Genomic DNA, 14,935 nt, shown 5'->3' on the forward strand with positions numbered 1-14,935 from the left:
TCATGAACGTCCCTGGCAAGCGCCTCAGACAATCTGTCGGGCTGGCATGCGCCCGTTGGCTGATCCTGATCGGGCTGTTATCGGCAACCTCTATCGGCGCCGCCCAAAACGGCCTGCAGCAACAACTCGATAACGCGCTATCGACCGCGAAGCACGCTCCTGGCCTGCTGTTTGTCAGAGACAGCCGTAGCCCTCAGCAGTTGCTCGCGGTCTTCACGCAGCTTGCGACCGAGATCCGCGACGTCTTTGCCCATGGCAGCCGCGAAGGCGACATCGACAGCGCGCAAGAGCAGCAACTGATCGACCTTTACACACAGATGGCGCAGCTGATCGACGGATCGATCCTGCCCGAGAGCGAGCGCTTCGCGCGCACCAACGCCCTCCTCTCGCAGCTCTCCGAGGTCATCGCCCGAATTCCTTTACCGCCCAACGATCAGATCCCAGACCAGACCGAGGTCGCCCAGCAGAAGCTCAACTACTGGCGCGTACCAGGGTCGACCATCGCGCTACAGCGGATTCAGGACGGGCCACGAGTGGGTGATTGGATCATTTCCGATGACACGGTCAGAAACACCGAGGCCCTGTACCAAGCCGCGCTGAGCCAGTTTCCGCCGGCCGCGGGCGAAACGCCCCTCCTCGACCACTATCTCGCCTATTCCGGACCACTGATCTCTACTCAGATCACGGACGCCATGCCAGGGTTCTTGCGCCAAGCACTCTTTGGCCAGCCACTATGGAAATACCTGGCAACCGCGGTCATCGTCCTCATCAGCCTGTTCTCGGCACTGCTGGTCTATCGTTTTAGCCGGATCTTTACGGATCGCTGGGATGACCCCAATGAGATCACCTTCAGCCTGGTCCGGCTCATCCTGCCACTGCTGTTGCTGCTGTTTATCCCGTTATGGATTCAAGTCATCGCGATCGATGTCCGGCTGCGCCTGCTTCCATTGGACCTGATCGACGATGTGCTGTGGGTCTGGTTTTATGCCACGGCAACTTGGGCGCTGCTGGTCGGCGCCAATCTTGTCGCGGCCGTGATGATTCGCTCGCCTTCGATCAGCCCGGCCGGGCTCGATGCCAGCATGGTGCGTCTCACCTGTCGGCTAATCGCCTATGCACTGGCGATCTGGGTCTGGGTTGAGGGGCTGCAAGCCCTAGGCGTCTCGCTGATCCCATTGCTAGCCGGCTTGGGCGTGAGCGGACTCGCCTTTGCGCTTGCGGCAAAGCCGACGCTGGGGAACCTACTCGGTGGCGTCATACTGTTTGCGGACAAGCCGTTTCGTGTCGGCGATCGGGTCGTCATCGGCGATCACCAGGGCATGATCGAAGAGATCGGTCTGCGCTCGACGCGGCTGCGGACGCTCGACGGTCACTTGGTGAGTCTGCCCAACGACGAAGTCTGCATCTCCAGTATCGAGAACGTGGCGGCGCGCCCGAATATCAAGCGTCTGCTGAACGTCACCCTGACCTACGACACCCCGCCGGAGAAGATCGAGCGCGCCATCGAGATCATTCAGCAGTTGCTGTCGCTGGAAGAAGATGGCGATCGCAGCGAAGACGCGTTGGGGCGACCATCGAATCAGCGCATCCACGAGGATGACGAGAACCTACCGCCAAGGGTCTATTTCAGCGACCTCAACGCCGACTCCCTCAACATCCTGGTGCTCTATTGGTTCTCGCCGCCGGATTACTGGGCCTACCTAGAGCATGCCACCTGGTTCAATCTGCAGCTCATCGAGCGCTTCAACGCAGCAGGCATCGAGTTCGCGTTCCCCACCCAGACCATCGACCTCAAGCCGCGCGACCCCGCCGCTCTAACGGCACCAACCTAAAGGCCAGCAGCCACTCGGCACGGAGCGCGGGCGAGAGAGATCCTCTCAACAGACTACAGATTCGCACACCGGATCAGTTCGGTTGCGCAAGCGCAGCCGAGCCCGAAGCGGCAGATGGTCCGAGGCGGCCCGGGTGGCCGACGTACTCACCACAGATCCCTCGATCAGTTCAAGTCCGGGCCCATGCCAGAGCCGGTCCAACGCCAGTAGCGGCCAACGCGCCGGAAAGCTCGCCGGCAACACTGCTGGCTTCAGCATGCGGTCAATCGGCGTAAGGCGGGGGCTTTTGCGTCGCCACTCATTGAAATCCCCCATCAGCACCGTGAGATCGCGGGCTGCGGGGCACGCATCGCGCAGAGTTGCCAGGATGGCGGCGACCTGATGCCGGCGCTCGGATGCGCTCAGGCCAAGATGGGTCGCAAGACAGCGCAGGACCGGCGGAGCAGCCTCTGCGGGTCTGCCCGCGTCTGACTGCAGGCGCAGAGGCTCTAAAGCGACGCTGACCTCGATGAGACCGCGCGGCTCTCGCCCTGGCTGGCTGATATCCAGTCGATGGTGGCTAAGTACCGGCAAGCGGCTCAGCAGTAGATTGCCGTAGTGATGAGTCCCGCGCTGCAGGGTATGGCCAAGCCGCGCCTCATATCCCAACGCTGCTAGGTGCTGCAAAAAGACCAGCGGCGCATCGCGAATGGGCGTCTCGACCTCCTGCAAGGCGATCAGGTCAGCATCGAGCTCGGCAATGGTCTCAGCGATGCGCACTGGGTCCTTGCGGCGATCCGACCCAACCGCGCGATGAATATTGTAGCTAGCAACCGTTAGGCCCCTGTGCACGCCGTTAGTCCGACTTGCGTAACAGATGCCGCCCGAGCCAGAACAGCGCAACGCCCATGAGGATGCCGCCGAGTAAGAGCGCCAGCGAGCGCATATCGGCACGCCCCAAGAGCTGGAGCAGGCCCTGAGAGAACAGCGCCATCGCCATCACCGCTGGCGCCATGCCGACTAGGGTACCGATCAGATAATCGCGGAACCGAACCTGAATCGCCCCAGCGATCAGATTGAGGATGGCGAAGGGCGCCACGGGCACGATTCGCAGCACCACGACCGTAAAGATGCCGCGCTTCGCCAAACGCTGGCGCAGGTCGCTAAGCCGTCCGCCGAGACGCTTCTCAGCCGTGCCAGCGCCGGTGAAATGGCCGATCTGATAGCCAGCAACAGCCGCGAGCACCGAGCCTCCAAGCGCAATCAAGGCGCCGGGCAATGGATCGAACACCAAGGTGGTAACCAGGATCAACAGCGTCACCGGAACCGCCGCCACGCTTGCGACCACAAAGAGGCTAAGCGCGACCGGTACACCCCACAGCGAGTGAGTCAGCGCCCGAGCCGCCTCGGCCAGTTGCTGTGGCTCTAGCCAGTCGCCCACCGGCGTCCAGCGCCACAGCGCCGCGAGGACCAGAAATGCAAGCAACAGGCCAACGCCGAGCAGCGCGCGCCAGCGAGCATGCGGCTGGTGCTCCTCACCGACGACGACATCGCCAACCCAGTCTGGAGCCAGCGGGCGGTCCGGATCGATCAGTCGCTCGTCAGGGACTTGCCGATCCCATTCGGGATCGATGCTCGGTTCGAGGCGACGCAATCGCAAATCTGGGCGGGTCTGGTTTCGAGACGAGCCCTCAGTCTCTCCATCAGCGCGATCAGCGCCGCGATCAGGCCGGCGGTCGGCGCCAATACCGCTCTGGCTGGCGAGGGCATCGCGCTGCGACCCATCAGCTTCCGCTTCCGCTTCCGCTTGCTCTTCCGCTTGCTCTTCCGCTGCCGCTGCCGCGTTGACGCCAGCCTCACCGCCGTCGACCAACTGGGCGAGCGCTCCAGCGAGGCCCATCGCCGCCGAACCCTTGCCGTTGGTGACCGAGCGCCGGCATTCGGCCTCCACAGCCGCAAGGGTCTCAGGGTCAAGCGATAGGAACATCGCGAGCAGGCGCCGACGCAGACGCTGGATCTCTGTGCGTGCGGCCTCGGTGTCGCCAATCAGGCAGAGGTCGCACTCGCTATCGAGCCCCATTGAGCGGTTGCTGAGATTTGACGACCCAATCCGCAGCACGCGGTCGTCGATGATCATCAGCTTCGCGTGCACCATGAGGCACTTGTCGCCAAGCCCAGGCAGGTCCGGATAGTAACAATGCAACCGGCCATGCCGATCTGCGGCGCGCAGTCTCTCGAGGATACGCGCGCGAATCAGGTCCATCGTATGCTGCTCGAGCCAATGGCCGGTCTCGCGCGGCAGAATGATCAGGATCAGCGGACCTTCCGGCTGCGCCAAGCAGCGCTCCAGTGCCTCGGCGACCGATCGCGAGGTGAGGTACTGATTCTCGATATAGATCAGGTCTCGAGCCGCGGCGATCATGTCCAAGTAGAGCTGCTCGGACTCGCGAACCTCGGCACGCCCGTCAAACAGCGGCAGGGTGCGTGCAATGCCAACCGCCTGCTCATGCAAGAACGGCTCAAGCTCCGCCGGCCAGGCGTCATCGGCGGCGCCATCATCACCCGTGCCGCCATCATCACACGCACAGCCATCACCACCCGTGCCGCCATTAGAAGCCTCGACATCAGCCGCCCCAACATTGGCTGTTGCCGCCTTTGTGCCCGAATGCAGCACCTGCGGAACCTCACCCCCCGCCCGCTCCCAACGCTCAGCAAAAAGCTGCAAGAGCGCGCTTGCCGCATCGCCGTCGACCAGCAGCTGCAGATCGTGGAACGGTGGGTAAGGATCACCGCTGGGATCGCGCCGGCGCGGCTCATCGGCACGATGGGCCTCGGTATCCCAACGCCATTTGCTGATATCGAAGCCACCACACCAGGCCAAGGCGCCGTCGATCAGCACCAGCTTTTGATGTTGGCTCGCCATCAACGGATGCACGTCGTCGAGGATGAAGTGCAGACGCGGATGGCGCTTGTCCGCATCCTTGTGCCAGGGCACCTCCCCAAAGAACAGCGGCTCACGCTCGAGCGCATAGATCGGCGCGTAGTCCCAGAGCAGGATGAAGATTTCCAGCTCGGGGCGAACCTCGAGCAAACGCAGCAGCAGATCCCCAAACGCGGTTGGCCAGCCGTCTTGCGGATCAGGACGCACCAGCTCGAGCTGACTGTGAAGATCCCAAGCCGTGATGGCGATGAACCGACGCGCTGCGATCAGACTCTGGCGCAGCATGCCGAAATAGCACTCGCCATCGACACAGAGACCGACCCGCCGCGCAGTCTCTACCCGCCAGCAGTTGCGCCCAGCAACCAGCCGCAGATCAGTCGTTGTTGATGCTGTCATCGCTCGACGCACCTGACCCCCGGCAGCCGATACCACCTTGAGCCAGAGGCGCTGCCTCCAAGACTCTTTTACCCTGAGATCCGACTGCTACTTGACCTCGCCGATGATCACGTTCTGGAAATGTGCAATCACGCCATCGCCAACTGACACCTCCTCAAGCAGGCTCGGATCATCGACATCGAGCGTGCGCGTCTGATTCGGCCCCTCGATAGTGACGGTTCCCTTGGCCTTATCTATCCCTACCACCTTGCCGAAGACGGTCAGCGTATCAGTGATGCTGCCGCTCGGCTTCTTGCCGGGCTGACGATCGACATCCGTGCTCCGCTCGCTGCCGATCGTTCCGGCCTCAGCGGCAGGGACGAGTTCGATCAACGCCGTCGAGATCTCCGTGATCGTCACCTCATCACCGATCTTGATCTGATCGATACGGGTCACCTCCGGCGGTACATGCAAGACGTGATAGGCGCCATCGGCATCCTTCAATGTCATCAGCCGCGTCTCGGGATTGACCACCATGACCTTTCCGGTCAGCTGCGCCCCCACCATGCCCGCCACCGCTGGCTCAGCGGCCTGCTGCGCTAGTAGCGTGCCAGGTAATGCAGCGCCTAAGCTCAACGCGGCGCCAAGCATCATCTCGAACAGTGTCTTCTGCATGGTCGATATCCTCTGGTGTGTTCTGGAGAGTTCTGGAGAGTTCTGGTGTCTTCGATTGATCGCGTGCCCGCCACAAACTAACGAGGTCGGAGCTGGGGCGCAACTGACACGGCGAAAGCAACAACTCGACATCGCCAGCAGCCACCGACGCAGCGCCCTCGTCAATACAAAAAATGCGGGCAATGACCGTTTAATATCCGGGGGATCTGCTAGGCTTTGATGAGATGGCGGATCGTTCTATGTCTACCAACCCCGCAAACACAACCTATGTGCATCACGTCTGTGCATCGCGTCGATGCTGGGCTGCGCATCAGCTTCGTCAGCGCAGAGTGGCTCGCGTTCGCCGCCGAGAACGGTCGTGAAACGACCGCAGCTGCAGAACTGGGCCGGCCGTTGTTCTCAGTCATCGTTGACGAGGAGACGCGCCACATCTACCGGCTCCTGATCGAACGCGCACGCGCAACAGGCGAGGTATTGCAATTTGGCTACCGCTGCGACTCGCCGGACTGCCGCCGCTGGATGCAGATGCAGATGCGCTATCTCGCCGATAGCGACGAGGTCGAATTCGCGAGCCGGTTGCTGCGCGCTGCGCCAAGGCCCTACATGCCGCTGGTGGCGGCTCACCGAAGCCGGCAGACGACACCGCAGGTATTGTCGATGTGCAGCTGGTGCAAGGCGGTTCTGGCCGAGCAGGCCTGGGTTGAGGTGGAACAGGCCGTGAAGCAACTGCATCTATTCGCCGCGGATGCCATGCCACGGATTACCCACGGCATCTGTCCCGACTGCAGCAAACGTTTGTTATCATTGGAGTCTTCGTCATGAGAATCCTCGTTGTGGACGACAATCGGTTGCTCGCGACCATTCTCGCCGATCATCTGATTGCGCGCGGCCATGAGGTCGTCGCTGCCTTCGATGGCCACCTCGCGGAGATCTTCTGTGACCGTGATGGCTATGATCTGCTGGTGATCGATATGGTATTGCCCGAGATCGACGGCGTTGATCTGCTCGAACGTCTGCGCCGAAAACATCACAATTGCCACGTCATCGTCATCACCGGCTTCGCGGAACTGCATGAGAGAGAGACCGATCGACTCAAACTTCTTGATGTTGCGGCCGTCCTAGAAAAACCGTTTTCATTCTCCGACGTCGACGCCATTGTCGAGCGCATTGCGGCCTAGCGGCCTAGCGGCCAAGCGCAAACAGGGCATTCCGCAACAGAGAGGCCCAGCAAAAGCGCGAACCCGAACCGAACCTCTAACGTCCGTGGCGCGTCGCCACCCCGGACGATGGAGTCCTTGTTTACAGTAAACTACGCACCGCGTCAGCGGCGACAGCGCTCCTCGGTAGAGCACTACCCCATGCTCTCGATGCCGGTCAAGACCGCCGCCGATCGGGTCGTCACCTTCGGTGATGTCGCCAGCGTGCGCCGCGGGTTCAAAGACCCGGAGGGCTTCGCGCGCGTCGGCGGACAGCCGGCCGTCACGCTTGAGATCAAGAAAGGCGTCGGCGCCAACATCATCGAGACCATCGCCGCGGTGCGCGAGATCGTCGCACAGGAGCGCGAGCACTGGCCTGCCAGCCTGCAGGTGATGATTCAGCCTCATCCTGGTGGTTGGCATGCTCGTGGACGGCGCGATCGTCGTCACCGAGCTGGCCGATCGGCGTCTCGCGGCAGGGGCCGACGGTCGCCTACGCCGTCGCCGCCGCGCTGGAGACGGCTCGCCGACGATTGCGGCCGGTCTTTCTCACGGCATTCACCACGGTGCTCGGACTGATGCCGATGGTCATGTCGATGAACGTCGACCTGGTTGGACGCAGTATCAGTTTCGGCGCACCTTCGACACAGTGGTGGACACAGCTCGCGAGCGCCATCGTCGGCGGACTTAGCTTCGCGACTCTGCTAACCTTAGCCCTCACCCCCTGTCTCTTAGTGCTTGGAGACAACCTCAGCAACGGCCTTCAACGCCTGCGCCAAGGCTCCTCGCCTTCGAGACCACAGCTCGACAGCGGCAATCGTTTCCAGCACAGCCTTGGCAGGGCTTGAACAGCGGCCGACACAGTTTCCGGAGAGCATCGCGATGCACTTGACCCGCATTACTTATTGCAGCGAAATCATCAAGAATATTGGCAGTGAGGAACTCGGCGACATCCTCGAGGTCTCGCGCCGCAATAATGTCAAGGACTCGATCACCGGGGTCTTGCTCTTCAATTCCAACTTTTTCCTGCAATGCCTCGAAGGCTCACGCGAGGTCGTCAATAGGCTCTATAGTCGGATCTGTTGCGACAAACGTCATCACAATGTTCAGATCGTCGCTTACAGCGAGGTCAGCAAACGTCAGTTCGCGGACTGGGACATGGCCTACCTGCCCTGGACCGAAACGACACGAAAGATCATCGCCCAATATTCGATTGGGGCCGAGTTCAACCCCTACCAGATGAGCGCTCAAAGCGCGATCGAACTCCTTGACGACCTCGGCCGAATACTGCAAAAAGGCGACAACTAAGGAACGCATCTTGGACACCATCATGACCCATCAAGAAGCAAGGGAGCATGTGCCCGGCCGGCTGCATGAGATCTTCGCCTCGCCTTACGACGCCTTCTCTAATGAGGCTGTCGAACGCCTGCTGCATATCCACATCATGCTGCATCTGCTCGTCGTTCGACCCATGCGGCGGCGGCACCTGATCCTCCGCGTTATTCATGGCTGGGAAAACGGCAGCTTTTCGCCAGATGAGCTTCAGTACATCGATTATCCGCTGCATACCTTCGATGACTTTCAGCAGGTCAACGAGACCTTTCAGCGAGCAAGGGCACAGCAAGAGCCGCTACCGACCAATGCCGCCTCACTATTGGCTGAGCCACTCGATCAGGCCATCGCGGCAGCTAACGCAAAAGGCCAAGTGATTGACGAAGAAACGCGTCTGATCCCAGCGCGATGGCCGAGTTTTCCGAAGGGGCTCAGCCTCTACACCCTGTTCAAGATGTACAACCGCCTTGTCTACGGAGAGGACGACGCCTATCGCTCGAGCCATTGCATGACCGAGGAAGGACTGCGCGAGATCCATGAATTCCACCTAGAGGAAGGCGAGTTCGCGATCGTCATTCCTCCGGGTCCGCAGCACAAGACCGAGAACACCCTGATGGTCATGCACGAGAGCCAACTCGAACCGGTTGCAACCATCTTTGCGCTGAGTATCCCTCTGTTTGAGTAATCGCTACGAGTAGTCGCTATGGCAGCGGTCGTGACATCTGATTGACATCGACCCCCATGGCGCCAACGCTTCGATTCAGTCCATGAAAGCGCAGGCTGATGTCGCGCAGATTACCATCCATGATGGCGACCGAGTCACCGAGCCCTGCCGCCGCGCGGTCCATGAATGAGACCGATTGCTCCATGGCCATCACATGCGCGGACATCTCGCGCATCTGCTCGGCAACCACCGGCAGTAGCAGCACATTGCGCTCGATCGCATCGATCTCAACGCTGATCTGGTCCATGCGCACCGAAACCCGAGTGAAGAGGCTGTTCATCTCTTGCATGCGCGTGATCACCAGGCGCACCTCGTCGGTCAGATCATTGACGAAGTAGAGGTTGGAGAGCGCGAGCGCGGCGACCAAGCCAATCACGAGCCGCACCCAGAGCTCGACGCCGCGGTGCCGACGCCCGGTCAGACGATCGCTGCGGTCCAGATCCTGCTCGAGTTCAGACATCAGCTCGGTCAGGGCTTCGATACGATCACGCTCGATCATTATGGGTCTCTCGGACCAACTCAGCGCTTAAAGGCGAACTCATGCTGCGTCGCTCATCGAAACGGGTTCATCCAATTGAACATCCGCATCGGCTGCGACAGATGATTCACATCGCGTCCCATGCGTCCCACGGTATCCTCCATCAGCTGGAATGATTGGCGCATATCGCCCAGATTCGTCGACATGGTGCCAACGCTGTCATCAATGGTTGCGATTGACTGGGCGATCTGGGTCACATCCTGAGACATGAAGGCGACGCCGCCATGCATGGTATCGACCTGAGCGATCACCGTCGGCAGGCTCTGCATGCCGGCGTCGATGACCCGCATGGAATGCTCAATACGATCCATATTGTCCGCGACACGGGCAAAATGCTCATTCAATCCAGTCACCGCGGCGGTCGCATCCGGGATCTGGCGCGAGAGGATGATGGTCAAGAACGACAAGGACGCAACCAAGACGATCACCGCACCAAACAGCAGTTGATAGAGCAACGCCACCCGCGCCTCGATCCGGCTCTGACGCGCATCGATCCGACGCATCAGACCAGCAAAGCCATCCATCGCCTGATCAAGCGCTTGTTCGTCTCTCAATTCCATCGCTAACGGTCCTTGCGCAGACCAAATCGTTGTGACTGGTCTTCGCTGTCGAGGCTCAGCCCGGGCGAGGCGACGGGTCGGGAGACGAAGGGGCCGCTCAGCATGTCATCACCCGGGCCGGCCAGCCCAGGCCAGAAGCAGGCGTCGCGTGTGCCGCAGCGCGATAGCATCAGGGCCACCGCAAAGTCGGTCGGATCGCGATCGGCGAGCGGCTGGAAGATCGCCTCGGCGCGCTCCCAGTCGGCCTCGAGCAAGGCCTCAAGACCCGCCTCATAGCGGGCGATGGCCTCGAGCCGTTCCGGCGGCAGCATCCGATCACGCCGATCGATGAGTTCGAAGACCTCCAGTTTGCGCGCGCCACTGTTCAGCGGCAGCACGTCGAGGCGCCGTGTCCAGTAGCGCTCGGCGACATGCTCGCGCGCCTCACCGCTGATGATGATCCGTGTGCCATAGCGGCGATTGAGCTGATGCAGATCCCAGCCCAGCGCGACGTTGTCGCCAATCGCGGTCCAGCTCATGCGCTGGCGCGAGCCAATGGCACCGACGATGGCGCGGCCATGATGCACCGAGAACAGATTCAGCGGCGGTGCCGGCTCGCCCGGCGCAAGCGACTTGGCCCAGTCGGCATGCAGCGCGGTCTCGGCATCGCGGCAGGCGAGCACGGCGCGGCAGGCGCGATCGACGCTATCCTCGAGCACCACGGGAGCGCCCCAGAAAGCGAGAACGCTCTCGCCGAGAAAGTTATCGATGGTGCCCTTGTGACGTAGGATGGTGTTGGTGAAGATATCGAGTTGGCGTCCGAGCAGTTCGGTGATGCGCGCCGGTGGCAGCGCCTCGCACAGGCTCGCTAGGTCCGAGGCGCCAGTAAACAGCAACGTCAGCTCGCGCACCTCGGCCTCGGGCTCGGCACGCTTGCCGGATTGGATCAGCCGCCGGCCGACATCGATGGGCACGAACTTCTCTAGCGAGCGCAGGCCCTGACTCATCTTCCACAACGCCTCGTCCATGGCCTTGATCTCGGCGAAGCGCGAGGGCACCCGCTTGACATCGGCGAAACGGAACTCGCGAATCAGCTCGGTGTTCAGCACCAAGCGCTTGAGTGGCTGAAACAGCCGCAGGGCGAGAAAGGAGACCGCGATCGCCGCCGCCAGGAGCAAGATCAGGGAGATGGCGGCGGCTTCGCTGAACAGACGCCGCGCGGACTCGAGCAAGGTGATCTCGGGGGCCACCAACATCAGCTCCCAGTCGTCACCTACCCCTGGCGGAAACGCCTGGCGTTGCGCCAGATAGCGCCGGCCATCGGTGCGCGACAGACTGTACTCGGCCCGATTGATGGCCGAGCGCTGTTGCGACGCTGCGTCTTGCCGATAGGCGTCGACCAGCCAGGGCACGCCGAGGTCATCGACCCGTGGCAGCCCCGCGTCAGCAGTCGGTGTAACGCCAGTCGAAGCCGTATCCACAGTAGTCGCATCGGCATTCGCACGCGCGGCAACGGCGCCCTGGCGCAGCTCGATGCTCTCTGGAAAGGCGATCAGTTGCCGATCGGCGTCAACGATCAGGGCGATGCCGCCGCGCGCGATCCGCTGTCCGCTGAGAAACTGCGACAAGCTATTTAGCGAGATATCAACGCCAACCACGCCGATCAGCGAGCCATTGGGCTCGCGCACTGCGACCGCGGCCGTGAGGCCGCGCTCGCCGGTACCAGCAAATCGATAGACCGGCGACCATTGCAGCCGCTCGGCAGCAACGGCCTGGCGATACCAATCGCGTTGGCGCGGATCATAAGTCGCATCGCCGTTGATCCGAGCGATCGGCGCAAACTGCGCGTCGCGATAGACGAGGCGCTCGGTCGCCTGACTTGCGTCCTCGCCCGGCGCTGCCTCGCGTCGTATCAGCCGCGTCATCCATTGTGGCGAGCTGCGCGCCTGGATGAAGTCGCCGTTCGGGCCAGCGACATAGAGGGATTCGATCTGTGGCAACAACGCCAGCTGGCGCCCGAACAGACGGAATAGCCCTTGGTCATCCTCGAGACCGCGCTCGCCAACCAACAGCGCATTGATCTCGACCAGATCCCGCGCTGCCTCGAACCGCGCCGAGGTCTCGGCAACCACTTTGGCGGACATTTCGGACAAGATGTCGGCCGAGAGATCGAGTGAAACCCGGGTCGCGTGCCGATAGGTGTTCACGGAGACCGCAAACACCGTCAACGCCAACAGACCGACGAAGAGTGCGACGAAGGCGACCTTGTAGCTACGGATCATCGCGCACGGCCTCAGCAGCATCGTGAGACAAACCGCCGCGGTAAACAGCGGCGGCATTGGCATGCCTTCCCGTCAGATAGGAGTGCTGCACATCGACCAGTGCCCGACCGCTGAGGGCGGTACGGCCCACCAACATGCGAAATCGCATGCTATCGCGATCGGTAAGGGTCAGTTCGACTGGCCAGCGTTGGCCACCAACCTCAAGCATCGAGGCCACCACCGCACGCTCCTCGCGATGGCCACCGGAATCAGTGACACAACGCCGATCGAGCAGCGGCGCGGCGCAGCGGACCACGAAATCATCCCGACCCTGGAGCGGGTGCACCGAAAACCGCACCCAATCGGCACCGCCCTGGGTGAAGCGCTCGACCTGGAACGCATGCAACGCCGAGGTGCGCGCCCCGGTGTCCACCTTGGCCTTGATCAGCGGCAGCCCGAGTTCGGGCAGGCCGACCCATTCGCGCCAGCCAAGGGTCACCAGGGCATCAGCCATTAGGATTAGGCACCACTCATGAACATGTTCAACATCAGCTTGTTGAGACGCCCGACGAACGCCGACGGATCATCGAGCTGCCCCCCTTCGGAGAGGATAGCCTGATCGAGTATGATCATGCCGAGATCATCGAAGCGGCCCTGATCAGATTCCGACTCTAGGCGGCGCACCATCGGATGCTCGAGGTTGATCTCCAGCGTCGGCTTCATGCTCGGCGCATCCTGGCCGACCGCCTTTAGCACGCGCGCCAGGTTCGCACTCATGTCGTGCTCGCCAACCACGATACAGGCCGGCGAATCGACCAGTCGGGTCGACACGCGCACTGCCTCGACCCGATCGCCGAGCGAGTCCTTGAGCCGCTTGAGCAGGTCTTCGTGCTCCTTCTCGGCCTTCTCCGCCTTCTCTTGCTCTTCCTTATCCGCCAGGTCGCCAAGATCGAGCTTGCCCTTGGTCACCGACTGCAGATGCTTCTCCTTGTACTCGTGCAGGTTGTTGACCAGCCACTCGTCGACCCGATCGGACAGCAGCAGCACCTCGACGCCCTTCTTGCGGAACACCTCCAAGTGCGGGCTGTGGCGCGCCGCCGCCGGGCTGTCGGCGGTGATGTAGTAGATGTCCTTCTGGCCGTCCTTCATGCGCTCGATATAGTCATCGAGCGAGACCGTCTGCTCGTCGTTATCGTTATGGGTACTGGCAAAGCGCAGCAGCCCACCGATGCGCTCGCGATTGGCGAAGTCCTCCGCTGGCCCTTCCTTGAGCACCTTGCCGAACTCCTTCCAGAACGTCTGGTACTTCTCTGGCTCATCCTTGGCCATAGTCTCGAGCAGACTGAGGATACGCTTGGTGTTGGCACCGCGGATGGTGTCGATCTTGCGGTTGTGCTGCAGGATCTCACGCGAGACATTGAGCGGCAGATCGTCGGAATCGACGATGCCCTTGACGAAGCGCAGCCAGTGCGGCATCAGCTTGTCGGCCTCGTCCATGATGAAGACGCGGCGCACATAGAGCTTGACGCCGTGCTTCTGCTCGCGGTCCCACATATCCCATGGCGCGCGCTTGGGTAGGAACAGCAGCGTGGTGTACTCGTTGGTGCCCTCGACCCGATTGTGCGCCCAGGCCAGCGGCTCATCGAAATCGTGCGAGATATGCTTGTAGAACTCCTTGTAATCCTCATCCGACAGCTCGGACTTGTTGCGCATCCAGAGCGCGGTGCCGCGGTTGACCTGCTCCAGCTCCGGCTCGGTGTCCTGGTCCTTCTTCTCGTCGTCCTCACTGCCGTAGTCTTCCTTGGCCATCTCGATCGGCATCGCGATATGATCGGAAAACTTGCTGATCACGCTGCGCACACGCCAGGCGTCGAGGAACTCTTTCTCGTCCTCTTTCAGATGCAAGATCACATCGGTACCGCGGCTTGGCTTCTCGATGGTTTCGAGCGTGAAGCTACCGCGGCCGTCGGACTCCCAGCGCACGCCATGCTCAGCCGTCAGGCCGGCGCGGCGTGAGACCAGGGTCACCTTGTCGGCAACGATATAGGCCGAGTAAAAACCAACGCCGAACTGCCCAATCAGGGCGTTGTCGGTGGTCTGGCCCTCAGACATCGCTTCAAGATAACGGCGGGTGCCGGAGCTGGCGATGCTACCAATGGTATCCACAACCTCTTGGCGACTGAGGCCGATACCGTTATCGGAGACGGTAATGGTGCCCGCCTCTTTATCGACACTGACCCGGACCCGAAGCTCGGGGTCATCTTCGAGCAGGGCCTCGTCGGTCAGCGACTCGAAACGCAGCTTCTCGGCGGCGTCGGAGGCGTTGGAGATCAGCTCGCGGAGGAAGATCTCCTTGTTCGAGTACAGCGAGCGGATCACCAGGTCGAGGACTTGGCTCACCTCGGCCTTGAACTCGAGGGTTTCCTTATGCGCATCAACGGTCATGGGTGTCGATCACCTGTCGTCGTAGGGTTGAGAATCATCGAAGACCGGGCTGCTAGCGCCCGACGCTTCTGTAATTTGATCAGTCGCGGACCGGCCGC

At 61.7% G+C, this 14,935-nt stretch carries 15 protein-coding genes; 7 read left to right on the forward strand and 8 right to left on the reverse strand.

The features are described 5' to 3' along the window. The first annotated feature begins 2 nt into the window (after window positions 1-2). Entirely contained in the window at window positions 3-1,832 is a 1,830-nt protein-coding gene (locus CCR96_RS01695; protein ID WP_201215497.1) for a mechanosensitive ion channel family protein, read from the forward strand. A gap of 45 nt (window positions 1,833-1,877) precedes the next feature. Here CCR96_RS01695 and CCR96_RS01700 read toward each other — a convergent pair whose 3' ends face one another. The 3 genes from CCR96_RS01700 to CCR96_RS01710 form a co-directional block, all read right to left on the reverse strand. Continuing rightward, window positions 1,878-2,663 carry an endonuclease/exonuclease/phosphatase family protein gene (locus tag CCR96_RS01700; protein ID WP_201215506.1) on the reverse strand — a complete coding sequence of 262 codons (786 nt, stop codon included), beginning with the start codon at window positions 2,661-2,663 and terminating at the stop codon, window positions 1,878-1,880. Window positions 2,664-2,667: 4 nt separating this feature from the next. After that, a complete protein-coding gene (locus CCR96_RS01705; RefSeq protein ID WP_201215509.1) occupies window positions 2,668-5,148 on the reverse strand; it encodes a VTT domain-containing protein in 2,481 nt (826 codons plus the stop codon). Window positions 5,149-5,235: 87 nt separating this feature from the next. After that, entirely contained in the window at window positions 5,236-5,802 is a 567-nt protein-coding gene (locus CCR96_RS01710; RefSeq protein ID WP_201215511.1) for a hypothetical protein, read from the reverse strand. Between the two features lie 267 nt (window positions 5,803-6,069). On the opposite strand from CCR96_RS01710, the gene CCR96_RS01715 reads away from it, so the two are divergent. From CCR96_RS01715 to CCR96_RS01740, 6 genes are all read left to right on the forward strand, one after another. Next, the gene (locus tag CCR96_RS01715; RefSeq protein ID WP_201215514.1) at window positions 6,070-6,624 is read left to right on the forward strand and encodes a hypothetical protein; all 555 of its coding nucleotides are present in this window, start codon (window positions 6,070-6,072) and stop codon (window positions 6,622-6,624) included. Further along, window positions 6,621-6,980: a response regulator gene (locus CCR96_RS01720; RefSeq protein ID WP_201215516.1), complete on the forward strand. Its 360-nt coding sequence runs from the start codon at window positions 6,621-6,623 to the stop codon at window positions 6,978-6,980. The genes CCR96_RS01715 and CCR96_RS01720 overlap by 4 nt, the downstream gene beginning before the upstream one ends. A gap of 117 nt (window positions 6,981-7,097) precedes the next feature. Continuing rightward, a complete protein-coding gene (locus tag CCR96_RS01725) occupies window positions 7,098-7,577 on the forward strand; it encodes an efflux RND transporter permease subunit (protein ID WP_274601051.1) in 480 nt (159 codons plus the stop codon). After that, window positions 7,532-7,846, forward strand: coding sequence for a hypothetical protein (locus tag CCR96_RS01730; protein WP_274601052.1), 315 nt, complete (start codon window positions 7,532-7,534; stop codon window positions 7,844-7,846). The genes CCR96_RS01725 and CCR96_RS01730 overlap by 46 nt, the downstream gene beginning before the upstream one ends. 34 nt (window positions 7,847-7,880) lie before the next feature. After that, window positions 7,881-8,306, forward strand: a complete 426-nt coding sequence (locus CCR96_RS01735) for a BLUF domain-containing protein (protein ID WP_201215519.1) — start codon at window positions 7,881-7,883, stop codon at window positions 8,304-8,306. Window positions 8,307-8,328: 22 nt separating this feature from the next. Beyond that, entirely contained in the window at window positions 8,329-9,015 is a 687-nt protein-coding gene (locus tag CCR96_RS01740) for a hypothetical protein (protein ID WP_201215522.1), read from the forward strand. Window positions 9,016-9,031: 16 nt separating this feature from the next. On the opposite strand, the gene CCR96_RS01745 is transcribed toward CCR96_RS01740, so the two are convergent. The 5 genes from CCR96_RS01745 to htpG are packed head-to-tail and all read right to left on the reverse strand — an operon-like array spanning window position 9,032 to window position 14,837. Then, a complete protein-coding gene (locus tag CCR96_RS01745) occupies window positions 9,032-9,553 on the reverse strand; it encodes a hypothetical protein (protein WP_201215524.1) in 522 nt (173 codons plus the stop codon). A 53-nt stretch (window positions 9,554-9,606) separates the two neighbouring features. Continuing rightward, complete coding sequence (locus CCR96_RS01750; protein WP_201215526.1) at window positions 9,607-10,152, reverse strand: hypothetical protein; 546 nt, start codon at window positions 10,150-10,152, stop codon at window positions 9,607-9,609. 2 nt (window positions 10,153-10,154) lie between these two features. After that, the gene (locus CCR96_RS01755; RefSeq protein ID WP_201215529.1) at window positions 10,155-12,413 is read right to left on the reverse strand and encodes an adenylate/guanylate cyclase domain-containing protein; all 2,259 of its coding nucleotides are present in this window, start codon (window positions 12,411-12,413) and stop codon (window positions 10,155-10,157) included. Further along, window positions 12,403-12,906 carry an ATP-dependent zinc protease family protein gene (locus tag CCR96_RS01760; protein ID WP_201215531.1) on the reverse strand — a complete coding sequence of 168 codons (504 nt, stop codon included), beginning with the start codon at window positions 12,904-12,906 and terminating at the stop codon, window positions 12,403-12,405. The genes CCR96_RS01755 and CCR96_RS01760 overlap by 11 nt, the downstream gene beginning before the upstream one ends. Before the next feature lie 5 nt (window positions 12,907-12,911). Next, complete coding sequence (htpG, locus tag CCR96_RS01765) at window positions 12,912-14,837, reverse strand: molecular chaperone HtpG (RefSeq protein ID WP_201215534.1); 1,926 nt, start codon at window positions 14,835-14,837, stop codon at window positions 12,912-12,914. Window positions 14,838-14,935 lie beyond the last annotated feature (98 nt).

Source organism: Halochromatium roseum (genome assembly GCF_016653315.1).
GTDB lineage: Bacteria > Pseudomonadota > Gammaproteobacteria > Chromatiales > Chromatiaceae > Lamprobacter > Lamprobacter roseus.